The sequence below is a fragment of the Streptomyces sp. ML-6 genome (assembly GCF_030116705.1).
GTDB lineage: Bacteria > Actinomycetota > Actinomycetes > Streptomycetales > Streptomycetaceae > Streptomyces.
This window is the reverse complement of record NZ_JAOTIK010000005.1, coordinates 24,477-45,704: the sequence shown is the minus strand read 5'-3', so window position 1 is coordinate 45,704 and position 21,228 is coordinate 24,477. Positions and strand designations below refer to the sequence as shown.

The 21,228-nt window shown below is 69.2% G+C and carries 22 protein-coding genes and 1 pseudogene; 5 read left to right on the top strand and 18 right to left on the bottom strand.

Annotated elements, in window-relative coordinates:
- Positions 1–5 precede the first annotated feature (5 nt).
- The 5 genes from OCT49_RS39415 to OCT49_RS39395 all read right to left on the bottom strand — a co-directional run bounded on the left by OCT49_RS39415 (position 6) and on the right by OCT49_RS39395 (position 4,302).
- A complete protein-coding gene (locus OCT49_RS39415; RefSeq protein WP_283856991.1) occupies positions 6–1,085 on the bottom strand; it encodes a helix-turn-helix domain-containing protein in 1,080 nt (359 codons plus the stop codon).
- A complete protein-coding gene (locus tag OCT49_RS39410) occupies positions 1,082–2,293 on the bottom strand; it encodes a site-specific integrase (protein WP_283856990.1) in 1,212 nt (403 codons plus the stop codon). The genes OCT49_RS39415 and OCT49_RS39410 overlap by 4 nt, the downstream gene beginning before the upstream one ends.
- Before the next feature lie 75 nt (positions 2,294–2,368).
- A complete protein-coding gene (locus tag OCT49_RS39405) occupies positions 2,369–3,136 on the bottom strand; it encodes a hypothetical protein (RefSeq protein ID WP_283856989.1) in 768 nt (255 codons plus the stop codon).
- Positions 3,137–3,150: 14 nt separating this feature from the next.
- A complete protein-coding gene (locus OCT49_RS39400; RefSeq protein ID WP_283856988.1) occupies positions 3,151–3,483 on the bottom strand; it encodes a hypothetical protein in 333 nt (110 codons plus the stop codon).
- A gap of 240 nt (positions 3,484–3,723) precedes the next feature.
- Positions 3,724–4,302: an endonuclease VII domain-containing protein gene (locus OCT49_RS39395; RefSeq protein ID WP_283856987.1), complete on the bottom strand. Its 579-nt coding sequence runs from the start codon at positions 4,300–4,302 to the stop codon at positions 3,724–3,726.
- Positions 4,303–4,385: 83 nt separating this feature from the next.
- Between OCT49_RS39395 and OCT49_RS39390 the strand changes: the two genes are divergently transcribed.
- The 5 genes from OCT49_RS39390 to OCT49_RS39370 are packed head-to-tail and all read left to right on the top strand — an operon-like array spanning position 4,386 to position 5,687.
- On the top strand, positions 4,386–4,592 hold the full coding sequence (locus OCT49_RS39390) for a helix-turn-helix transcriptional regulator (RefSeq protein WP_283856986.1): 207 nt from the start codon (positions 4,386–4,388) through the stop codon (positions 4,590–4,592).
- A gap of 11 nt (positions 4,593–4,603) precedes the next feature.
- Positions 4,604–4,774 carry a hypothetical protein gene (locus tag OCT49_RS39385; protein WP_283856985.1) on the top strand — a complete coding sequence of 57 codons (171 nt, stop codon included), beginning with the start codon at positions 4,604–4,606 and terminating at the stop codon, positions 4,772–4,774.
- Between the two features lie 11 nt (positions 4,775–4,785).
- The gene (locus OCT49_RS39380) at positions 4,786–5,007 is read left to right on the top strand and encodes a hypothetical protein (RefSeq protein ID WP_283856984.1); all 222 of its coding nucleotides are present in this window, start codon (positions 4,786–4,788) and stop codon (positions 5,005–5,007) included.
- Between the two features lie 11 nt (positions 5,008–5,018).
- A complete protein-coding gene (locus tag OCT49_RS39375) occupies positions 5,019–5,354 on the top strand; it encodes a DUF6354 family protein (protein WP_283856983.1) in 336 nt (111 codons plus the stop codon).
- 6 nt (positions 5,355–5,360) lie between these two features.
- Complete coding sequence (locus tag OCT49_RS39370; protein WP_283856982.1) at positions 5,361–5,687, top strand: hypothetical protein; 327 nt, start codon at positions 5,361–5,363, stop codon at positions 5,685–5,687.
- Between the two features lie 99 nt (positions 5,688–5,786).
- Here the strand turns inward: OCT49_RS39370 and OCT49_RS39365 are convergent, their stop codons facing one another.
- From OCT49_RS39365 to OCT49_RS39300, 13 genes and pseudogenes are all read right to left on the bottom strand, one after another.
- Entirely contained in the window at positions 5,787–6,005 is a 219-nt protein-coding gene (locus OCT49_RS39365) for a DUF6207 family protein (RefSeq protein ID WP_283856981.1), read from the bottom strand.
- Positions 6,006–6,826: 821 nt separating this feature from the next.
- Positions 6,827–7,141 carry a hypothetical protein gene (locus tag OCT49_RS39360; protein ID WP_283856980.1) on the bottom strand — a complete coding sequence of 105 codons (315 nt, stop codon included), beginning with the start codon at positions 7,139–7,141 and terminating at the stop codon, positions 6,827–6,829.
- Between the two features lie 28 nt (positions 7,142–7,169).
- Positions 7,170–7,529, bottom strand: coding sequence for a hypothetical protein (locus tag OCT49_RS39355; RefSeq protein WP_283856979.1), 360 nt, complete (start codon positions 7,527–7,529; stop codon positions 7,170–7,172).
- Positions 7,530–7,558: 29 nt separating this feature from the next.
- Positions 7,559–7,825 (bottom strand): annotated as a pseudogene (locus OCT49_RS39350) (peptidoglycan-binding protein); the annotation flags it as partial.
- A 1,121-nt stretch (positions 7,826–8,946) separates the two neighbouring features.
- Positions 8,947–9,771 (bottom strand): hypothetical protein, encoded by an 825-nt coding sequence (locus OCT49_RS39340; RefSeq protein ID WP_283856978.1) that lies wholly within the window; start codon positions 9,769–9,771, stop codon positions 8,947–8,949.
- Positions 9,772–9,935: 164 nt separating this feature from the next.
- Positions 9,936–10,220, bottom strand: coding sequence for a hypothetical protein (locus OCT49_RS39335; protein WP_283856977.1), 285 nt, complete (start codon positions 10,218–10,220; stop codon positions 9,936–9,938).
- Between the two features lie 12 nt (positions 10,221–10,232).
- Positions 10,233–12,011 carry a hypothetical protein gene (locus tag OCT49_RS39330; protein WP_283856976.1) on the bottom strand — a complete coding sequence of 593 codons (1,779 nt, stop codon included), beginning with the start codon at positions 12,009–12,011 and terminating at the stop codon, positions 10,233–10,235.
- Positions 12,011–13,111 carry a hypothetical protein gene (locus OCT49_RS39325; RefSeq protein WP_283856975.1) on the bottom strand — a complete coding sequence of 367 codons (1,101 nt, stop codon included), beginning with the start codon at positions 13,109–13,111 and terminating at the stop codon, positions 12,011–12,013. Before OCT49_RS39325 ends, OCT49_RS39330 begins: the two co-directional genes overlap by 1 nt.
- A complete protein-coding gene (locus OCT49_RS39320) occupies positions 13,108–14,043 on the bottom strand; it encodes a hypothetical protein (protein WP_283856974.1) in 936 nt (311 codons plus the stop codon). The genes OCT49_RS39325 and OCT49_RS39320 overlap by 4 nt, the downstream gene beginning before the upstream one ends.
- Positions 14,044–14,055: 12 nt before the next feature.
- Positions 14,056–14,967 carry a phage tail family protein gene (locus tag OCT49_RS39315; RefSeq protein WP_283856973.1) on the bottom strand — a complete coding sequence of 304 codons (912 nt, stop codon included), beginning with the start codon at positions 14,965–14,967 and terminating at the stop codon, positions 14,056–14,058.
- Positions 14,948–20,158: a phage tail tape measure protein gene (locus OCT49_RS39310; protein WP_283856972.1), complete on the bottom strand. Its 5,211-nt coding sequence runs from the start codon at positions 20,156–20,158 to the stop codon at positions 14,948–14,950. Before OCT49_RS39310 ends, OCT49_RS39315 begins: the two co-directional genes overlap by 20 nt.
- Before the next feature lie 27 nt (positions 20,159–20,185).
- Entirely contained in the window at positions 20,186–20,629 is a 444-nt protein-coding gene (locus OCT49_RS39305) for a hypothetical protein (protein WP_283856971.1), read from the bottom strand.
- Positions 20,584–21,138, bottom strand: coding sequence for a hypothetical protein (locus OCT49_RS39300; protein WP_283856970.1), 555 nt, complete (start codon positions 21,136–21,138; stop codon positions 20,584–20,586). The genes OCT49_RS39305 and OCT49_RS39300 overlap by 46 nt, the downstream gene beginning before the upstream one ends.
- Positions 21,139–21,228 lie beyond the last annotated feature (90 nt).

Sequence of the window (21,228 nt, the reverse complement as noted above, 5' to 3'; positions counted from 1 at the left end):
GACGTTCACACCGGAGGCTCCTCCACCGGCACCGCCTCGACGGACCGCCGGATCTGCTCCATCGTCGTCGGCAACGGCTCCCACCCATACTGCCCGGCCATCACCCAGTTCAACGCCGTGATGCCCCGCGCGTACGCCTGCCGCAACCCCTGCGCCCGCAGCGGCACACCCGGCGGGCCGGCCTTCGACGGCACCAACGACACCCACAACGCCGTCTTCGCACCCTCCAGCGGCAACGACTCCACCAGGCCCTGCCGCACCTTCAACCAGCGGCGCACCGCCACCCGGGAACCCTCACGCAGCGGGTACCACTCGACCTCCGGCAACGGCTCCAGCTCGGCGACCGCGGCCAGGACACGCTGCCGGGTCCCCTCCGACACCCGCTCCACCCAACCACCCAGCACTGACCGGGCCGCCTCCGTCCCCACCTCAGCCAGGGCGGCGATCTCCTCGACCCGGTTCGGGGGAGCCTTCTGCTGCTGCCGGCGCACCGCCACCGCCGTCTCACCCGGGGCGAGGTCGGACAGAGACTGCGCCGCCAGCTCCCCCGATCGTGGGGCCGCGTCCAGCATCACCGCCACGATCGCAAGCAGCCGGGTCCGGTCCTCGTACGACAAGGCCGTCCCGTCCCGCTCCAGCGGCCCCTGCCCGGCCAGGTCCACCATCCCCCGGTACAAGGCATCCAGCGACCGCCCGCCCACCGTGGCCTTCGGCTCCGGGTTCGCGATCGACGGCAACCGCACCGCCTTCCCTGCGGGCAGGACCTCACAGGCCAGGATTTTCAAGCAGTCCCGCACGATCCGTTGCGTCCACTCCGGCAACGGTTTCCCGGCATCCTTCTCCCAGTGCCGCAACTGCCCGTCCACTGCCAGGTCCCAGAACGGGCGCAGCGCAGCCCACGTGAACAACTGGGCCGCGGTCCGGGACGCCCGGCCCGGCATCTCGTCCCGTCCCACAGCCCGGTCGAACATCCCGACCACCATCCGCAACTGCCGCAGCCGGCCCTCCGACACCTGCCCGGCCATCCCGTCGACCACCGCGGCAAGCTGCCGGACCGACGGGGCGCCGTACTGCTTCGGGGTCACCCTTGCTCCTCTGCTGCGGCACGGCGCTTCGCCGCAACCTTCAGCCACGGATTCTCCGCCCTCGACTGGGCGCGGTCCAGGTACTCCCGCTTCACGACGGCCGATCCGGCCTTCCACCGGCCCTGCTTCGTTGGGTCGCCGCCCGCGTCCGCGATCTCCTGGGCACCGCCGCGGCGCAGCCCGTGCGAGGTGACGTCCTGCCAGTTAGGCAACCCGGCGGCGAACGCGCGGCCGCGGATCCAGTCGTTGATCGCGTCGCCGCTGACGGAGTCGCCGGACACCGTGGCGGTCGCCCGGGACTGCAGGGTGCCCGCCACGGTGAGGGCGCGCAGCACCGGGCCCTCGTCAACGCCGAGGCGGTGCAGGAGGTTGAGCCAGTCCCGGGTGGCTGCCACCGGGTCGTACCGGGGGTCGTCGGCGTCGGCCGGCACCCAGGTCTCCTCGCCGACCGCGTCCTGGTCGGTCTTGGAGTAGGCCACCCACTCCGCCACACCGCCGTCTTCGACCAGAAGGTCGGCCACCTCCAGCTGCTTCAGCTCGCTGCGCCGGTTCAGGGCCTTGCGGCCGACGAGGATCACGAACCGGTCGCGCAGGCCGATGGGGTGGCGCAGATCGCAGGTGTCGACCATCGCCCGGGCCATGGCGGCCGTGATCGGTGGGGCCTTCTTGACCCGCTTGCGCTTGCTCCAGTTCTTCCGGTACTCGCGCAGCATCGCCCTGGCCAGGCTGGTGCCCGGCTTCTTGTCGTCGGGCATCCACGTCCGGACGGCCGACAGGTACGTACTGATGCTGTTCGGCGCCATCTCCTTCGCGATCAGGTGCGCGCAGTACTCCACGTACGTCGCCGTGGTGCACGGCCGTGCCACCCGGCCCATCCCGTCGCACCACTCCGCGAAAAGACGCCGCTGGTTGCGGTAGTTCCGGTCGGTGTTGTGCGGCGCCGACTCCTCCTCCAGACGCCGGGCGGTCTCCTCGGACACCTCGTAGTCCCGCCGGGTGTACCGCGGACCGTCCTCGGCGGTCGGCATGGCCTGGCCGGGGTAGAGGATCGTGTGCTGGTCCACCAGGGGCTTGGCGGGCGCGGCCGTGGCCGGCAGCAGCTCGTCGTCATCGACGAGTTCGCCTTCGACGACCTCCTCAAGGTCGACGGCCGGGGCCGGGGGCTCGACGACACCGGAGCCCGCGGGCAGGGCGGGGACGACGGACATGGACGGAGCAGCCTTTCGGGAGCGGGCGGCGCCGGGAGAAGCGCCGTACACCTAGTTGATCACTGTTTGTGGGGGTTAGCGGTGTGTTGGGCGGCACACCGCGCCCGTCAGCGTGAGTGCCGACGCTCCGGGCCCCTTCCGCGCGGGCCCAGGCGAGGATGTCGGTCCGTTCCGGGGTCGGCCGCCGCCAGCGCCACGGCGGAGATGCCTTGGGCGTGGCGGCAGTTGGGGTCCTGGCAGGCGTGCAGGGCACCCGCGGGCCAGTAATACAACCGGCTGCCGTGGACCGGACAGCGGCACAGCTCGTCGCACCGGTGCGTCGCCCGTACCGCGCTCATGGCTGCGCGCCGGTTCGCCGGGACGCCGGTACGGAGGCGATGTCCCGGGCGCCGGCCACGCCGGGCTCAGCTCGGTCACCTCGCGGCGCACGTCCTCGTGCTCGGCGGTGCCGACCAGCGCGGCAGAGAGCATCTGCCCGACCGGGTCGCTGTAGGCGTGCTCGCCGCGGTGCACAGCGCGGAGCCGGTGAAGGTTGACGGCGTCCCAGGCGCGGTCGTTGGACTCGCGCACGGCAACGCTGGCGTCCCGGGCGGCCTGCAGCGAGCGCACGACGTCGACCACGTCGTGGTCCGCCAGGTGCTCGCGTACCTTTCCCTCCAGCAGCGCCGGGTCGCTCGGCTGAGCGGCGGGATTGTCGTGGTGCCAGTCGCAGTCGCCCAACGGGCAGGCGAGGCAGGTCCATTCGCCGAGTACGGCCCGGGTGTAGTGCGGGGCCTGTCCGTGGTCGGCCTTCCACCGGCCGGCGTGCTCGGCCGCCTGGAGCGCGGTGGTCGCGTCGCTCATCTCGTCGGCGCCCTTCACTCGGGAGTGGGCAGGCCGACGAGGTGGCGCGGCGGCTCGTCGTCGGCGTACGCCAGGGCGAGTTGGTGGATGGCAGCCGTGAGGCCGGGCAGCAAGGTCCGCGCGCCGCTCTCGTTGGGCAGTGTGAAGCCCTCGAGGTCGAAGTTCATTGCCCACCCCTGCAGGAAGCTGTCGTCGCGCCGGGCCTGGGCGGAGGCCGCCGTGTACAGGTCGAGGATCCGCAGCACCGCCTTGCGCAGCTCGGGTGCCTCGTCGTCCGGGGTGTTGGCGATCGTCTCGCGCAGCCAGGCGGCGGTCTCGGCCGTCCGGTCCGGCAGGGGCTCCGTCACTGCATCTCCATTCGGTTCGCGGCCGTGCGCGGCTACCTGTCCCCCGGCGGAGAATCGCTCCAGGACAACCAGCCTCGTATAAGGGAAATTATACGAGGGTGATCACGAGACACTGCCCCTTGAGCGGGCGGACGCTGGAAGGAAGGAACATTACTTGGAGCTATAACGCACATTGCCCCCGTGCGGGCCGACACACAGAGGCAGTGCGAACAAACTGGCGATTCTTCGTCAGGAGCGATCCTAAGCGGCGGAGCCGTCGCGCCGGTCGGGCGGCGCGGCCTCAGCGTGGCGCTCCAGGTAGTCCGCCATGGCGCGCAGCCGCGCTGGATCGTCCCGCGCCTTACCGATGGCGTGATTGCACCATTCGCACAGCAAGTCCCTTACGGCGCCGGTCCGGTGGTTGTGGTCCACGTGCAGTCGGCGGTCAGACTTCTCCCCGCAGACCGCACACCGGCCGCCCTGCTTTTCCACCCGAGCCAGGTACTCCTCCATGGTGAGACCGTAGTTGTACTTCAAAGACTGGGCGTAGGCATAGTCGGACCCACCCCTGGCGACGTACCGCGCCCTTTCTCTGGCGTTTGTGCAGATACGGCAGTAGTGAACCCACGGGTTGGTGTACTGATCGATCGGATTGTCCTGCTGGCAGTCGGGGCACACCTTGTGGGTCAGCTTCGACGCTTCCTCCCGGCGCCGGATGCGCCCTGCGCGCGTTCGGCATGGAACAGAGCAGTAGAGGGCACGGCTGCCGTCCGTCATGGTCTTGCTGCACTCGGGGTTTCCGCATTGCCTGTCCAGCTCGGGCGTCAGCGCTTCTTGCATCGTTCCCCTATCCCTACGTGAGTAGTTGAACTACTCTAAGCTTAGCAGTAGTCAAGCTACTCCATCCCGCCTACGCTGAACCCATGGACCTCACCGGCTACCTGACCTCCGACGAAGCAGCAGAACGACTCGGCATCAACCGACAGAGCCTCTACAACCTGGCCCAACGGTCTCCGGACTTTCCGAAGTCCACGAAGGTCGGGCGGACGCCGATGTGGCCCAAGGAAGGGATCGACGCGTGGCGGGAGAAGCACCCGAAGCGACAGACCAGCAAGAAGACCGACAGGTGAGGACACCGGCCATGGCCTACAAGCCGACTGAGGATGAGGAAGTCTGCGGCGAGACGTACGACCACGACGAGGAAACCGAGTACGACGGGCCCGACGGCATCCAGTGGTCCTGCCGCCGCTGCGGGGCCGAAGGCTGGGAGCCGCGCGAGACCGACGCCGCCGACCGCACCACCGAGAAGTGAGGACACCACCCATGAGGATCGCGCAGGTCTTGGAGAAGCCCATCCGGGCCCTCGGCGGCACGTGGAACACCCAGCGTGCCGTCACCGCTCTTCGCGACGCCGGCCACGGGACCGGCGACCAGCGACAGCAGGAGAAGAGGACCCGGCAGGCCCTCCGTGACCTGGCCGACGCTGGCGTCATCGTGAAGACCGAACCGCGCCGCGCCACCTACCGACTCGCAACCGAACAGTGAGGACCACGACCATGAACGCTCGACCGGCTGTCGCAGAAGGGCAGCTCTACCGCGACCTCGCACCGGACATGAAGGACCGACAACGCCACCTCCGGGTCACCGGAACCACCGTCACCCACGCCACGCTCGTTGTCGAGCACGACCTTGGCGGCCAGACTGGCCGTATCACCAAGGCGAGCCTTACCCGGCTGGGCAGCAGCGCCTTCGAGCTGCTGGAGGACCCTGCGGACACAGACCCGATGTACCTGTCCCTGCTGGCGGCTATGAGTCGAGCGCACCGACCGGGGGCTACGCCAGCTGACTACGCCCGCGCAGCCCTGTCCGTCGTGCGCACCGTCGAGCAGTGAAGGGCCATGACCATACTCAACGCCGCCTTCTCCTACGTGGAGTACGCAACCGCCGAAGAGATCGGCGAAGACAGCATCACCTGGATGGCAGACCTGTTGGGTCTGCCGGAATGGCCAGCGGACCGCGACTTCGCCATCGTCTGCGTCACCACCGTCGACGGGCCGGCCGGATACCTCACCGAGGACATCGACTACGCCCGGATGCTGGAGGAGGCCCACGGTAAGGGCATTCCACTGACTCTCTCCGACGAGATCACCCAGAAGAAGTTCCCGATCAACCGGCCGGGCTGGCCCGGTACCTGGCTCGGCTTCGACGCCGCCACCGAGCAGTGAGGACCACGACGATGGTGTTTGCGTAGACCCAACGGAGATGGCCCAGCCCGAGGTAAGCGGGCTGGGCCATCCGCACGTCAGGATACGCGCCCAGCGAGCTCAGGACGCGGCCGGACGGAAGGTAAGCCGAGTGTCGGCGTACGTCCGCACCCGCACCCCCGGTTCGCCCGGTACCCGCCACGGCTCGGACGGACCCGACGTCGCCCACCGCTCCCCCAGCTCCGCGACCGCGGCCAGAGCCGTTTCCTCGTCGCCGGCCGCCACCTCCACCACAACCAGGCCCGGCTCGGACACATGCACCGCATCGAAAGACCTCATGCCCGTACCGAGATGGCTGAGACGAGCCCCGGTTCCTGACCAGCGGGTTGTTCACCAGGACGGGTGGCAGGTGATGTACGAGAGGTGACGAGGCGGAGCGTCCAACGCAAGCAAGATCACGTTACTTGGTGTGAATTTTTATAGGACAGAACCCCTGATCAGGCGCTGCTACCGCCGGAGCCTCCTCATCGCGGCAGCAGATGAATCGCTGGTAGGGGCCGGTGCACTGGTGAGCGTGCACCGATACCGGGGGTTGCTCGGGTCGAAGTTGTCGACCCGGCTGCACTGGTACGTAGCCCCGGCGGAGTCGGTGTACGTCCACTCTGCGGGCGGTGCACCGTCCTGCCCGTCAGCACCGTCCTTGCCGGGAGCCCCAGTGGCGTCCTTCCCTGGCGGTCCTGTCGGTCCGGGCACTACGGAGTCCGCGCCTGCCGGGCCACTGGGCCCCTGCGCACCGGACGGGCCGGGGCTGGGGGTGATGGTCGGGGCTGGCTTTCCTGCTGGCCCCGTCGGCCCCGTCGGCCCCGTCGGCCCCGGTGGTCCGACAGGGCCAGCGGGGCCGGGCGGGCCGGTTTTGCCGACGATGGAGTCGCCGGATTTCCCGCGCGATCCGGGCGGCCCGGCGACAGGTTTGGCCCCCAGGTCCTGGACCTGCCGGGCTAGAGCGTCGCGGGCCTGATTCGCTGCGTCAAGGTCGTTGGAGAGCACAACGAACGCGGTGACGACGATGCCGAGGGTGAGCGCCGCAAACAGTGCGGTAAGCACGGCCGCGTAGTTGCCGCGTTTACGCTGCTTGCGGGCTTCAACCCGGGTCAAAGGCTTCATCCTTTACCTCCTGCGAGGAAGAACACGATGGGGATGATGAGCCCCAGAACCGGGATCACGACCGACGCGAAGAGAAATCGCCGGGTCTGGGTGACCCGTTCGGCGTCCGCTGTTCGCTGCGCCTGCACACCCTCCACGTCCTTCTTCAGCTCGGCAATGTCCCGCTCGAGAGCCGCGCGCTCCACCGTGTACACGTCGGTGGACACCATGCGATCGAGCCGGGCGTTGATCTGGGCCATGTCGTCGCGAATGTCGCCACGCATGAGCTGGATGAGCCGCCCCAGCTCTCCCAGAGACGGCTCATCGGCCATGTCGTGCTCCGTAGATCAGGAAGGGTGGTCAGACAGCCGGTGAGGCGGGCTTGGCCGCCCTTGCCGGTACGGGCGCAGTGATCTGCGTTCGGTCCCACATGGCCACGACGCCGGCGGCTGCGGACAGGACGACGGCCTGTTGCTCTGCCGACCAGTCCAGTCCGAAACCGACCGCGAGCGCGATGGCGGCCTGGATGAGGCCGAGCAGTGCCGCACCGACGCCGTCGTGGGCCATGACGGCCAGGGCGACACCGACCGCAGCTGCGGCGACGGCGTTGATGACGGCCTGCTGCTCTCCGGACACTTCGATGCCGAACGCGGCAACAAGCTTGACGAGCACGGCGATGAGGCTGAGCAGCACGGCTGGTTCCCTGCCGAAGATCTTCATGGCGCTTCTCCTTGGAGAGGGTGGGTGGGTCAGGACTTCGGGATGCGGAGCTTGTCCCAGGAGGCTTTGCCAGGGATGCCGTCTGCGGCTGAGCCGCTGTAGCCCAACTTCCGCTGGTAGGCGGCGTAGGAAGCCTTGTCGGCGTTCGTCCAGTTCGGGCCCGGCCCGGTGCTGTATCTGCCGCACCCCTCTGCGACCAGGCGGCGCCCCATCGCGGTGATGATCGGGCTGTGGCGGCCGCCGTGGAAGAACGCGGCGCCGGGAAACGGCTCCAGCGGCTGCGCGGACGGCGTTGACGCGGCGGCAGAGATCTTCAGCTTCTGCCCGACGGACAGCTTATTCGGGTCGCTCAGGCCGTTCAGCTTCGCCAGAGCGGCCACGGTCGTTTTGTGTGCGGTGGCGATAGAGGAGAGCGTGTCGCCCTTCTTCACCGTGTATGTGGCACTCGGGCTGGTTCCGCCCCCGGTGCTCGGCGGCGTGCTGGTCGGCTTGCCCGGGACGATGCTGGTGTCGATCGCGCCCGGATCCCAGTGGTCGTTGCCGGGGACCTGGGCATGCGCGTAGTGGCCGCCCTTGGACTGCCACGTCGCCTGGTTCCGTCCGGCTTTCGCCGCGGCCGCCGCAGTGGCGGGCGGCTTCCCTGCTGGCCACACGTCGGGGATGCCGTGGGCCCGCATCGCCGCGAGGAGCTTCCGGAAGTTCGGCTTCTCCGCCGGGTCGAACCCCTTCGTCCACGGGGAGGCGGCCTTGCCGAGTACCTCGACCTGGATGTTCACCTTGCCCTCGCGGTTCGTGCGCCGGGCCCCGTCGTTCCTCAGGGCGCGGCCGGACTTGGTGAGGGGGCCGAACTGGCCCAGTCTGTCGGTGAGCGGGTCGTAGATGACCTGCGGTTCGGCCCCGGCCCGGATCAGGTAGGCGGCGATCGACGTGAAGTAGGAGCTGCCCGCGGGGGACTCGGTGGTGTGCCAGGTGGCCCGCGGCGGGTTGCCGGGGGTGTCCATGGCGCCGCCGATGGACTGATTGCCGAATCGGACGGCGCCGTCGATGTACGCCGGCCCGGACGCGCCGCGCGGCATGTCGGGCGCGACGTAGCTATCCGTGGACTTCGTCTGAACGAACTGGGCGTTCTCCGAAGCGAGGTCTCCGCCCTCGTTCCGAGAGAGGGGCATCGGGCCAGGGGCGTGTACCTGGTACTTGGGGGCGCTGGCCGGGACGTAGACGTCGAGGTCGCCGTCGTCGCGCAGTACGCAGAACGCCCCGTCCTGCCGGGGGTGCTCGATGACGTGGCGTCCGGCGGTGTCGAGCGCGGCGATGGCGCGGACCTGGTCGACGTGGGCCTGGTCGACGGTGCCGAGGTAGGTGGTGGTGGGGGCGAGGGTGTCAGGGTCTATGTGGTCGACCGCAACGTGGAAGGCCGTCACAGGGTCACTCCGTCTCTGCGGGGTTGGATGAGGTCGGTCTCGTCGCGGAGGGCGAGGTAGGTGGACAGGCGGAGGCGACCGTCGCCGTGGTCGCCCCACGAGGCGCCCCATGAGTTTCGGAAGCGCAGGACGGTGTGTTCGGGGAGCAGGGCGCCGTCGTGGATTGCGACGTCGTCGAGGGCGGTGATGCAGACCTCGTGGCCGCCCTCGATGGGCGAGCTGGCCCAGTCCGGGGCGGCGTCGATGAAGCCGTCGGTGCCGGGCTCCGAGAATGCCGAGTGCCACGGCATGCCCATGAGGACGGGTCCGGTCTGCAGGAGAACGCAGAGTTCCTCCGCTGTGGTGGCGTGCCCGTACTGGTCGATGAGTCCGCGGTTGCGCATGGCCTTGGCGACGCCGAGACCGGACGAGCCGACATCCTGCGACGGCCACGTCATGTCGGACCACTGGTCGCAGGTGGTGGCGTCGGCGTACAGGCCGATCGCGAAGTGCTCGGCGTCCGCAGCATCCGAGGTGTTCAGCGAGGCGGCGTAGGCCTGTTCGGGGGTGAGGAGGATCGACAGGAGAGCGGCGGCGGCGTTGCCCGTGCAGGAGGCGAGGGCGTCCACGTCAGCGTCCAGCCCGTATGCCTGCGCGGTGCGGATGCCCTGAGCAAGGAGGTTCCGCTGGTCGAGGACGGGGATTCGCGGCTCCCACGCCGTGGCGCGGAGCGGTTGCCCGTCGTACGGGCGCCGGTACGCGAGGCTGCGCGGGTCGAGTACCTGGTGCCTGCCCAGGTGCGGGGCCGCGTCGTATGTGTGGATCGTGAGATCGGTGGGCATTCGCCCGTGCTCCTGCACTGTCCCCGCGCCCGGAGCTGATGGCTGGTGTGCTGCTCCGGGCGGGCCGGGTGGCAGTCCCTCGGGGGCGGTGCGGGGCGGAGGGTCGCCCGTGATCAGCGTATGACGGGGCAGCCCGGTTGCTGCCCCTGGTGGTGCGGGGTTTGCTACTCGGCCGGGGTGGGGTCTTCGATCACTTCGTCGCGGCGGGTGATGGTGGCGCGGGCGTAGCCCTGCCAGCTGACGTCGAGGCGGATGGTCTCCCCGGGGGAGAGGAAGTTCTGGACGGCTTCGGCGAGTGCGTTGACCCGGTTGGTGAGGTCCTGGTCGGACCATGCGTCGACCTGGGCCGCTGTCAGGCCGATGTTGAGGTTGACGTTTCTTTCGATGCTCTCCAGGGAGACGACGCACTGGGGGGTGCCGGTGGTGAGGGGCGGGATGGTCAGGGACATGTGGTTCTCCTGTCAGGTGACGGACTGGGCAGTGGGGAAGTTGGCCATGGCGCCGACGTCGAGAACTTCGAAGGCGGTATAGAAGCCGAGGCCGGTGTTCAGGAAGGAGTTGCCGCCGGCGACGCTGACCCATGTCATGACAAGGGTGGTAGTGATGTCGGCGCCAGAGTCGTTGATGATGATCTGGTCGTTGGCGTACTGGTAGTTCGCGTTGGCCGAGGGGGTGGTGACGGTGAAGGTGTCGAGCCAGATTGCGCCGGACGCGTTCGTCTTCCGGACCCGAACCCGGACGCCCGTGTTCGCGGTGTCGTTCCGGGCGAGGCCGCGGACGGAGATCCGGTAGGCGCGGTCGCGTTTGATGGTGACGCCGGTCTGGGTGAGGGCGATCTGCTCGCTGGTTGTGATCGTGGTGCCGGTGGGGGTGTCGCGGGCCTGGAACGCGGCGTAGCCCCGGCCTTGCGAGATGCCTGCGATGGTGAGGTCCGTGCTGAGGATTCCGCTGGTAGCGGCGATGCTGCCGGTAGCAGCTATGGCTCCGGCGGGCGTGACTATGAAACGGTCGGCCCCATTCAGCTGGGCACGGATCAGGTATCCGGTATGCCCCGTCTTCGTGGTGATGAGCAGGGCACTCGATGAGGAGGCTGGCGGATCGATCAGTACGCGCCCCTCGTCGAGGGTGAACAGACCGGGATCGATCTGGAACAGCGTGTTGGAGGCTGGGGTCGCACTGTTGACTACCGCCAGGATCGAGCGGGCCGGTTCGAGGCTGAGGTAGCCGCCGCTGAAGACGCTGCTGTCCGATTCGCGGACGCGGACGGTTTTCCATCCGTTGGCGGTCGGGCCGTCGGCACCGCAGTGTGTAACCCATCGCCAGTCGTTGATCGCCCCGTCGGCGAAAGGGCCGGAACTGACGTTCAGTCCGGGGCGGGCCGGGTCGCCGGTCCCGTTGATGGACCCTGCGGTGGCGCCGGTGTTGTCCAGCAGGTCGATGACGGGCAAGGCCTGTGTGGGGTCGATGACAATCTTCCAGCCGTTGGCGGCCGTTGTTTCGACGGTGCCTGCGGAGATGTCGACCAAGCCGCCGGCTCCGTCGTCGGAGTGGAACTCGGCACCGTTGATCGTCCCCCCGGTGATGGTCTTGCCGGTAATGGCGTCGGCCTTGAGGGCGACGGCGTCAACGGACCCGGCGGCAAGTTTCGCCGTCGTGACCGCATTCGCGAACACCTTCGGAGTAGTGACTGCGCCGTCCGCGATGAGCGTCTCGGTGATCTGCCCGATGCCGATCTCCCCCGCCACGGGCTTCGGCGCGTAGGGCCCGACCTGCGGCGTGGCGGGTGATGCCGCGCCCGAGGTGTTGCGGGCCACGAGGGTCACATACAGGGGCGCGGTGCTGGGGATGTAGACCACGCCGCCCTGCGGAGTCTCGATCGTCGCCTTCAGGGTGTCCGGCCCCGGTACGAAAGAGGCGGTGGGCGAGGCGTGGACTTCGACCCGGGCCCAGTCGAGCGGCATGACCACCCCGTCGGTGAACCTTCCGTCCCATCCTGCGGCTACTCCGCCCAGCGCGGGGCTTGCCGTCGGCGTGGCCGGTGTGGGGGGCGGTCCTCCGTTGACGATGTTCACCGCGGTAGTACCGTCGCCCTGCTGTCCTACGAGAGCGCGCAGCGACCCGGCACCGTCGCGGACCTCGAGCGCGGTGTCGTCCAGGGAAGCCGAGGACAGACGGGCGGTTCGCTCGACAGCGGAAAGGCGCTTCTCGAGCTGGGCCAGGGTTCGGCCGATGTCGGTCATTAGACTCCCCCGTACTTGTAGGCGTCGGCGGGCTTGAGGTCGATGACGGCCTGGGGGCCGCCGGGGGCGTCGGGTTTGATGGTCCAGCCGGTGATGCGGCGCCAGCCGACGTAGTCGACCCACGGGTTATGGACGCGGGTGTACACGTCGTCGCCGACTTGCCAGGACCCGAAGGGGGCGGCCGGGGTGTCGCGGATGGTGATCTGGTCGACGGAGCCGAGGACCTCGCGGCGGCCGCGTTCGGCCGCGGTCAGGGAGGCGAGGACGTCGTTGCCCTTGACCTCTGGGTAGTCGGCTACGTGTTCAAGGCGGAGGCGGCCGTTGCGGACGGCGGAGATCTGGCGGCGCTTCGCCGAGCCGTCGCCGGCGCCCATGCCGATGACGACCTGAGCGTAGTCGTCCCCGGAGAAGGGGATCTCCGGGTCTTCGATGATGTTCGTGCCGGAGGCGAAGGTGATGTCGGTGCGGCGGGCGCCGAGGCGTGGCCAGCCGAGCCGGATCCGGCGTACCGGGGCGGTCTTGCCCGCGTTCCAGGCGGTGGTGCAGGTGTAGTCGGGGCTGGCCTCGGCGGAGACCATGTCGTCGACGATGTCGCCGAGCGCGCGCCCGTCCCACCAGTTGCTGTCGTAGCGTTCAGCCGGGGTGCCGACGGTGGACGTGGAGGTGGTGGCGTCGACGACGACGCCGAGGCTGCCATCCGTGACGGACTGCGCGTAGGCCCAGACATCTCGAATGACCTGGCAGCGGTCGGCGTAGGTGTACGGGCCGCGGCCGCCGAGCTGCCCGTCCACGTCGTACCGGCGCATCAGGTACGACGACCAGCTGGCTGCCTCGATCTGCAGGGTGTCGCCTTGGGGGCGGAGGTCCCAGACGAGGCCGCCCCACCGGAGCTGGCCGGCGGACTCGACGTAGATGAGCGTGGTGCCCGGGTCAAGGAGGGTCGGACTCTGGGAAAGGAGGCGCGGGGCCAAAGTGCCGGTGAGACTGCCAGGGCCGTTGAGCTCGTCGCCGTACTCCAGCTCTCCGACGGGCAGGGCGAGGGACAGCCACTCCCCTGTCAGGGCGTGCTGGGTGAGGATCCGGTCCGGGACTGGGGTCACCGGGCGGCCTCTTCGAACTCGACCTGTGCAATGAGCGTCGTGCTGCCGTCGACGCCGACCTTTCCGGTGTTGCCGGTGTACCCGGCGGCCTGGAGGCGCAGGAGCTGGCTGGTGCCGCGGTAGGCGTCGGGGATGGTGAGGGTGTCGGCGGCCGCGACGGTTCCGCGGCGGATCCCGGACTGGTTGTCGTCGAGGTTGACGGGCTGCACGGTGAGCGAGGAGCCGAAGGTGGCACGCAGGCCCCCGTAGTAGGGGGCGGTGGAGTACCGGATCTGGGACGTGGTGATGGTGATGCGGACGGTGCTGGCCCAGGCCGGGATCGGGATGGTCCATCCGGCCGCGGTCGTGAAGTAGGAGAAGACACTGGCGCTGCCGGTGATCTCGGTTGAGAGGGCTGTCGGGGACTGGGTCCACAGTCGGCTCTCCCGACGGGGTGCTGCCACCTGCCGGATGTCCTTGATCATGGCGTTGGTGATCGTGGACGTCGACGCGGGGATGTCGATCCGGGCCAGGGGGATACCTGTCCGGCCGTCGGGGATTGTCGTCGCGCTGGACGAGACGTTCGAGATGACCTGGAAGTAGTTGATCTGGTCGACGACGGGGTTGAGGGTGCCCTCGTACTCGGGGTCCTCGACGCGGAGGATGACCATGTCCGAGCGTGCGGTGCCGCCAGTGGCTGCGATCGGGACGGTGGCGGCGCCGATGTTGCAGACGGAGTACGTGCCCTGGAAGGCGTTGACGCGTCCGCGGACGACTCCGGAACCGTCGCCGACCTGGACGCTGGTGCCGGGGGTGGCGAGCTGGGTGACCTTGAGGTCGGTTCCTTGCGTGATCCCTTCGGCGCCGGACACGAGGTCGCGGACCATCATGCGGAACTGCTGGGCGGAGTGCGTGGCGCCGTTCGTGAGGATCGGCACGGGGAAAAGGGCCATGGTGTGCGCTCCTCAGAGGGCGGTGTAGGCGTCGCGCCAGGTCAGGCGCATGCGGGCGGTGTTCGTGTTGTCGAAGCCGGTCCAGCGCATCTCGGACTGGCCGGGCGGCAGGGAGAACAGGTCGACGCGCGAGGAAGGGGAGAGCAGCGTGGAGGCGTTGCCGCCGTTCTCCCGACGGACGGCGCGGTAGCCGGGCCGGGTGTCGACCTCGACCCACTGGCTGCTCGAGGTGAGGTTCAGCGTCGGCATGGACAGCTGCCGGCCGGATGCGACGTGGGTGACGGTGACTGTGGCGACGGGGCCAGTGATCCGGATGACAGGCCACGCGGGGGTGGTCCCCTGGTTGGTGACCCAGCCGGGCCGATCGGCAGCCGTCGTCCCCGACTGCACGAAGATCGGCGCGACGACGGGGGCGGCGAATCCTCCGCCGGTCAGCCAGCCGAGCGGGATCTCAGTGGTCGTCTCCTCGTCGGCGTAGTACGTCGGGTCGGTGGCGATGAACTCCAGGTCGAGGGGGACGTAGCCGTGAATGACCTGCTTGAACTCGGGATCGACCCGTCGCAGACGCCCGTTGAGGACCTTCACAGGCCGGCCGGGGCGCTTGATGCGCAGCGGCATCGTCACCCCGCCCCCGAGCCGTACAAGCGGATCGTCGGCGGAAGCCTGCAGAGCGGCCACCACGTCGTGGCAGGCGGCCGGATCGCCGGGGATACGGACGGCGGCATCGAACTGGACTTGCCGGGCGGCGTAGTAGTCGGGGCCGGCGAACGCCCCGTCCATGGACGGCTGGTCGGCGTCGTTGTCCCGGACCGGTGGCCGGCCCAGGCCGGTCGTCTCCATGACCTGCACCGGGGTACCGGCGCCCATGAGGACGCCCCCGAGTTCGTACTGCCAGTCAGTGAGCTCAGGCAGCGGCACGAGCATTCACCCCTCCCCTGCGAGCACGTCGCACGCTGCGGCCGACCTGCGATCCGATGTCCGACGCGGATGCCCCGGTGCGGACCGCGGTGACGGTGACGTGGGTATCTCCGCCGTCGCGGACAATGACGACCGGTCGGGTCGCGGACATGTCGGTGAGGCCGACCCCGAACCGGCTGGCGACGTCTCGCAGCACGTTGGTGGCGGCGCGGCGCTTGTTCGCGCCGAGCGGGATGTATGCCTCGCCGCCCGTGGACGGCTCCGCGAAGGTCACTGCCCCGCCGCGGGTGGCGTAGATGCCCTCCCGGATCCCGCCGTTCGCGTACGAGAGGCCCTTGTTGGCGCGGGCCAGGTCGGCGAGGAACTTCGTGGCCCGGGAGCCGAGGGCGCCGCTGATCTGGCTTTTCGCCTTGTTGGCGATGGTGATGATCTCGTCCTCGCCAAACCCGGTCGTGTCCGCGACGGTGTGCAGGCCGGTCTTGCTGGTCTTGACGGCGGCGATGATGGCGACGAGCTGCTGCGCCTGGTCCGAGGTGAGCGCGTTGTTCGCTGTTTTCGCGGCGGTGTTGGCCGAGGACGCCTTCTTGCTGTCCTTCACCGCTGCCGCGGCAAGTTCCATGGCGGCTTGGTCGCCCTGGGCGGCGAGCTGCTTGGCGAGGTCGCCGTACCCCTTCGCGGACAGCGTGATCAGATTCTTCGCAAAGGTGGCGTCGGCGGTGTTCGCCTTCGATAGCTGCCGGGTGTAGTCGGTCAGCGACGCCTTTGCGGTGGCGGCGAGGCCGCGCAGCGCCTTGGCCATGTCGTTGACGTACTTAGTGGAGCCCTTGGCCATCTTCGCGGTGAGCTTGATTCCGTCTTCGCCCATCGCAGCGAGAGCGTCGGCGACATCGGCTCCGGCCCGGTCCGCGACCGTGCTGAGGTTCTTTGCCCAGGTGGCGGTGGCCTTGGAGTTCGCCTTCAGCTTCTTCTCGAGGGCTGCGAGGTCGAAGTACTCGACTTCCTTGGTCTTCGTCTTGCCCTTGACCTTGTACTTGACCTTCTTCGTCTTGTGGGCGGCCTGCCCTGCGTCGGACGACGAGTACAGCGATCCGGAGGCGGGGTCGTACGTCCAGTCGGTGACGTTCCCGTCAGCGTTCCACTGGACGCTGCGGGGGTCGCCGCCGAGGCGCCGGATCGTCTCCTCCGTGATGGCGCGGGAGCGGCCGCGCTTGGAGGCGGCGAGGGGGATGTACGCCTCTCCCCCGGTCTCTTCCTCGGCCCAGACCCGCCAGGCGCCGGCAGGTGCGATCTGCGCGGTGTGGTTCTCCCGGATGCCACGCCGGTTCGTGCCCCCGTTTGCGTAGAAGTCCAAGACGGAGCCGTGGGCCTGCGGTGCCTGGACCATGTCGGGGACGCCGTTGGCGTCGCGGTCGTTCCCGGTCTTCTTGTAATTGAGGTAGATGCTGACGGACTTGCCGCGGATGTTGTTGATGGCGGACTGGATGATCGCGGCGTTGCGGGTGGCGTCTCCGGTCGGGACGCTGATCGTGACGGTCTTGCCCTTGGTGTTCTTGATTTTGAAGCCGAGGGCTTCCAGGTTCTGGCGGGCTTCCTGGGTGGGGGCCTTGATGTTGAGCGTCTTGCCCTTGGTGGCGCGGACCTTGTCCTGGATCGTCTGCAGCTCGGCCTTGACCTTGCCGGTGGGCGCCTTGATGTCGAGGGTCTTGCCGTTGGTCTGACCGAGCTTCGCGATGAGGAGGTCCAACTCGGCGCGGGCCGCCTTTGTCGGGGCGGTGATTTTGTACTCGCGGGTCCCCGGGATCAGCTGGATCTTGTACCCGATGTCCTCGAGTTCCTTCTTCGCCTCCGCTCCCAGCGCGTCGACCTTGATGGTCTTCGCCTTTGGCATCCGCTCAAATTCGGCTTGCACACCCATCAGCTCTGCGAGCGCGGTGTCGACGCCCTCGGTCTGCAGGAGGATGCTGACCCGTCCGGGGATCAGGCCCATCGCGTCGGCGACCCCGGCGGCCTGCTTCTGGCTCAGTCCGTAGCCCTGGGCGAGCTTGACTGCCGAGTCACGGGCGGCTTGCATCTCCTTCGTCGCCGCCGCCACGGACTGCGGAACGGTCTTGCCCTGCGACTGGGCGAAGTCGTACGCGGCCACGGCGGCGGACGATGAGCTGTCCGCGATCGAGTTCAGGGTGTTGAACAGGCTCTGCCCGTTCTTCGTCGTGGTGTCCAGGGCCCCGTTCGCCCCGATGAGCGCCTTCCCCCACCCGTCGGCACGGTCGACGCCGGCGGCCATGGCTTCGTTCGCCTGGGTGACCGCCTCATTCACCCGGGCCTGAGCGGCCTGCAGACTGACAGACCCGCCGGACAGCAGGTCGAGGGCGTCTCGCAGGGCCCGGGTGCGGGAGTCGGCGTCCGCGGTCTTGTCGGCGAGAGCGCTGACGGCATCCTTCAGGCGGCTGTAGGCGGTGGCGCCTCGCCCGGACACCGCGTTGTCGAGGTCCTTGGCGTTCTTCGCGGCAGTCTTCGCGTCTCCGGACATGCCGCGCAGCGCCTTGGCCGCCATCCCGTACTCGCCGGCCCGCTGCAGCGCCCCGTCGCCGCCCTCGTCGAGTTCCGCCTTCGCTAGGGACTGCATCTCCTTGGCGAGGTCCTTGATGCTGCCGCGCTGCCCCAAGTAGGCGTCCGTGACCTCCTGAAGGGTGTGCCCCTTCCTTCCGAGGACCTGCATCAGCGTCGTGTTGATGCCGATGGCCTTCTGCTGGAGCTTCGTGTCGGCCAGGGTCTGCGCGGCCTGCGTGCGCACGTTCTCGCTGATCGCCCCGTTCGATTCGCGGAGCGCCGACGTCAGCCCATCCACGGATGCCTTGTGCTGGGATGCTGCTGCGGCGGCGTCCTGCTGCGCTGTGAGGTACGTGCCGAGCAGCATGGTGGCGCCCATGATGGCAACACCCCACGGGCCCCCGAGGGCCCCCATGAGGCCGCCCATTCCGGCGCGCAGCCCGGCTCCGGCTGCTGCGCTTACGCCGCGTAGCGCGGCGCCGAACCCGGTAGCGCCAGCTGTCGCAGTGCGGAAGCTCGCTCCCATCGCCCCGATGGCGGGGACGCGTGTCTGGAGGACGGCGAGGCCTGCACCGAATCGGGACAGGGTCGCTCCGGACGATGCGGCCAGGCTCCGCTGTACGGCCATTTGCGCGTTCAGGGACCGGTAGGCGCCGGTGAGGCGGGTGCCGATGCCCGTCGCGGTGGACTGGATCACCGGGCCGACGCGGCGCATCAGGAGCATTGCGAGGACTGCGGACTGTACGGGGCCGGGCAGTGCCCCGAATCCGGAGACGAGTCCGCCGATGAGGTGCCCGATGGGGCCGAGGATTTGGGACAGGAACGACACGGCTTCGGCTGCAGCGTCCAGGGCCACGACCGCAATATCGAGGGAGCCCGCCACACCGCTGCCCTCCCCGGCGATGTCGCCCAGGGCGGATACGACGGGGGTGGCGCCCTCGGCGAGGTTCTTCAGGACATCGACGACCATCTGGCCGGCCGACAGGAGGACGTGAAGGGAAGAGGCGGCTGCGTCTCCGCCGAGCTCCTTGAACGGGGTGAGCATGTCGTCGGCGGCGTCACCGATGTCGGCGAACGTGCTGCGGGCGGCTGCGGCAATGTCCGGGCCGAACAGCGCCGCGGCGTCGTTCAGGTAGGCGAAAAAGGACTCGATCTTCGGGGTGGCCTTGGCCAGGGCGGACGTGATGCCGCGGGTCAGGAACTCCAGTCCGGGCGCCATGCCGTCGTAGATGGCCAGGCCGGTCTGCTTCGACTGGGTCTTCAGCTGCAGCATCGCACCGGCAAGGCCCTTGCCTTTCGCCGCAGCAATGTCGGAGGCGGCCCCGGTTTCCGACACCGCGGCCATGAGCGCGTCGAATGAGTCGACGCCTTGGTGGGCGAGTGCGATGGCCCCGGACATGGCCGGCTTGCCCATGGACTTCTTCACCGCAGCGGCGAAGTCCTGCTGCGTCATGCGGTGCTGCGCCTTGGACAGGCCGTCGATGACGTATCGGAGGCCCTTGAACCGGCCCTGGGCGTCCCATGCCTGAATGCCCATGGCCTCGAGGCCCTGCGTCATCTGTTTCGTTGGGGACGCGAGGTTGGCCATCATGCCGCGCAGCGTGGTCCCGGCGGTCTGGCCGAGGATGCCGGCCTTGCCGAGCATGCCGACCGCGGACGCTGCTTCCTGCATGTTGACGCCGAGGCCGTGGGCGACGGGGCCGGCGTACTTCATGGCGTAGTAGATGTCGATGATGTCGCCGGATGCGGCGTTTGCGGTCGCGGCAAGGGTGTCGGCGGCGGCACCGGCCTGATCGGCACCCATGCCGAACTGGTCCATCATGTCGCCGAGGTACTTCGCGGAGTCGGCGGCGTTGACCTGGGCGGCGGAGGCGAGGGTGAGGGACGCACGGGTGGCGCTGATCGCCTGGTCGGTCCGGAAACCGGCCTTCGCGAGCTCGACCATGGCATCGGCCGCTTCGGCGGCGGTCGCCCCGGGAAGGGACAGGTCGTTGCCGAGCTGACTGGCGGTCGCCGCGGCGCGCTGCATCTGCATCTGGGTTGCCCCGGTGACCGCGCCGAAGGTGTTCATCGACTGCTGGTACTCGTTGCCGTGCTTGACCAGGTCGCCGATGCCCATGACGAGGGCACCACCGGACAGCAGCGTCGCCGCTCCCACAAGCTGGCGACGGAGCCGGCCGGTGTCGGCAGTCATGCGGCGTAGGGCGCCGCGGTCGCTGAGCCCCCGCATGTGAGTGGAGGCCCGTTGTGCGGCCTGGGCGAGACGCAGGAGGTCTCGGACGGCGGTGTCGATCTGCCCGGACATGCGGGCGAGCTGCCGGCCGGTGGTGCGGGAGTGGTCGCCGAGGGTGTTGACGTGCCGGTTCGCTGTTCGGGCGGCGTCTCCGTACCGGCCCAGCTGGCGGCTGGCGGTGCGTGCGTCGTTCCCGAGGCTGTTGAGACGGCGGGCGGTGGTGCGGGCCGTGGTGCCGAGGGTGCGGATGTGCCGGGCCGCGGCCTGGGATGCCTGGCCGAGCCCACGGACCTCGGTCTTCGCGGTACGGGCAGCCGAGCCCAGGGTCCGGGCGTGCTTGGCGGCGGACTTGAGGGACTGGGCAAGGCCGTTGCCGTGGCCCCGCAGGTCCACTGACAGGTTCCAGTTCGCCACCGTGTCTCCCTCCCCTCTCTCTGTTGCTCAGTACTGCTGGCCGGTGCTGCGCCGCCGGTCGGCGAGGCTGCGATGCGCCGCGAGCGCGGCGGCGGTTGCTGCGGGGATCAGCGCGACCTTGACACCGTGCTGGTCGTCGCCCGTGTTCCGCGCGAGTTCGTCCTGCTTGTCGGCGATGACCTGGCAGCCGACGCACCGCTGGACGCTGACCGCGTAGGCGTCTTCCTCGCCGGGCTGGCCGTGGTCCCAGTCGTCGTACCGGGTGTTGCACTGCGGGCATACGGTCCGCTGGTACTCCAGGTACGCCAGCGCCTTCGCCCGGTCGCGGACCGTCCAGCCCCCGTCGCCAATGCCCCGGAACAGGGAGTGCGGGATGCCCCATCGGTCGCAGAGTTCGAGCTCACGGCGCAGGCGCTCATCCCGGATCAGCCTTTTCCCAGGTCCATGCGCGCGGTCTCCTGCACACCCCATGCGGCGTTGAACAGGGCGGCCGCTTCGGCTTCGGACCAGGTGTCGAGGTACTCGCGGGCGTCCTCAACGGTCATGCCGTCCACGGAGGCGGCGGCAATCAGCTCCGGGCCGAGGGACTCCACGTTGATGTCGTGACCGTCCTCGGCCTGTTCTTCCGTCGCCGGGTGCGACTTCCGCAGGGCCTCGAACTCCAGGCGGGGCAGTGCCTGGAACCGCAGGACGATCGCCGCGGCGTCGTACGCCTCCTGCGCGTCCGCGACGTCCTTCTCTGCGGCAGCGATGGCCTCCGGCCCGGTCGCGTCGTCGATCCGCTCCTCAGCCGCGGCCTTGATGCGGCGCAGCGTGTGCTTGGCGGACTCCAGCGCGACTCGGGCGTCAAGGTCGTCGCAGATGGTCAGTGCGACGGTGGCCCGGGTCCGGTTGCGGAGCCGCTCCCGGGTGGCAGCCCAGTGGGCGTCCTTGGTTACCGCGGCGGCCGGGGGTGCGGGGGTGGTGGTCTTGGCGGGCATGGTGTTCCTCCGTCAGGAGCGGGAAGGGGGCCCGGCCGGGCGCCGAGCGGCGCCCCTTCCCGAACACGCGTCGGGCCCGGCCGGGAGCAA

Bases quoted from the DNA above. Each gene is read 5' to 3' on its own strand.
- OCT49_RS39410 (WP_283856990.1), bottom strand. From the start codon at position 2,293: ATGTCCGTCGTCCCCGCCCTGCCCGCGGGCTCCGGTGTCGTCGAGCCC.
- OCT49_RS39405 (WP_283856989.1), bottom strand. From the start codon at position 3,136: ATGAGCGACGCGACCACCGCGCTCCAGGCGGCCGAGCACGCCGGCCGG.
- OCT49_RS39395 (WP_283856987.1), bottom strand. From the start codon at position 4,302: ATGCAAGAAGCGCTGACGCCCGAGCTGGACAGGCAATGCGGAAACCCC.
- OCT49_RS39390 (WP_283856986.1), top strand. From the start codon at position 4,386: ATGGACCTCACCGGCTACCTGACCTCCGACGAAGCAGCAGAACGACTC.
- OCT49_RS39385 (WP_283856985.1), top strand. From the start codon at position 4,604: ATGGCCTACAAGCCGACTGAGGATGAGGAAGTCTGCGGCGAGACGTAC.
- OCT49_RS39380 (WP_283856984.1), top strand. From the start codon at position 4,786: ATGAGGATCGCGCAGGTCTTGGAGAAGCCCATCCGGGCCCTCGGCGGC.
- OCT49_RS39375 (WP_283856983.1), top strand. From the start codon at position 5,019: ATGAACGCTCGACCGGCTGTCGCAGAAGGGCAGCTCTACCGCGACCTC.
- OCT49_RS39370 (WP_283856982.1), top strand. From the start codon at position 5,361: ATGACCATACTCAACGCCGCCTTCTCCTACGTGGAGTACGCAACCGCC.
- OCT49_RS39365 (WP_283856981.1), bottom strand. From the start codon at position 6,005: ATGAGGTCTTTCGATGCGGTGCATGTGTCCGAGCCGGGCCTGGTTGTG.
- OCT49_RS39360 (WP_283856980.1), bottom strand. From the start codon at position 7,141: ATGGCCGATGAGCCGTCTCTGGGAGAGCTGGGGCGGCTCATCCAGCTC.
- OCT49_RS39355 (WP_283856979.1), bottom strand. From the start codon at position 7,529: ATGAAGATCTTCGGCAGGGAACCAGCCGTGCTGCTCAGCCTCATCGCC.
- OCT49_RS39340 (WP_283856978.1), bottom strand. From the start codon at position 9,771: ATGCCCACCGATCTCACGATCCACACATACGACGCGGCCCCGCACCTG.
- OCT49_RS39335 (WP_283856977.1), bottom strand. From the start codon at position 10,220: ATGTCCCTGACCATCCCGCCCCTCACCACCGGCACCCCCCAGTGCGTC.
- OCT49_RS39330 (WP_283856976.1), bottom strand. From the start codon at position 12,011: ATGACCGACATCGGCCGAACCCTGGCCCAGCTCGAGAAGCGCCTTTCC.
- OCT49_RS39320 (WP_283856974.1), bottom strand. From the start codon at position 14,043: ATGGCCCTTTTCCCCGTGCCGATCCTCACGAACGGCGCCACGCACTCC.
- OCT49_RS39315 (WP_283856973.1), bottom strand. From the start codon at position 14,967: ATGCTCGTGCCGCTGCCTGAGCTCACTGACTGGCAGTACGAACTCGGG.
- OCT49_RS39305 (WP_283856971.1), bottom strand. From the start codon at position 20,629: ATGGGGTGTGCAGGAGACCGCGCGCATGGACCTGGGAAAAGGCTGATC.
- OCT49_RS39300 (WP_283856970.1), bottom strand. From the start codon at position 21,138: ATGCCCGCCAAGACCACCACCCCCGCACCCCCGGCCGCCGCGGTAACC.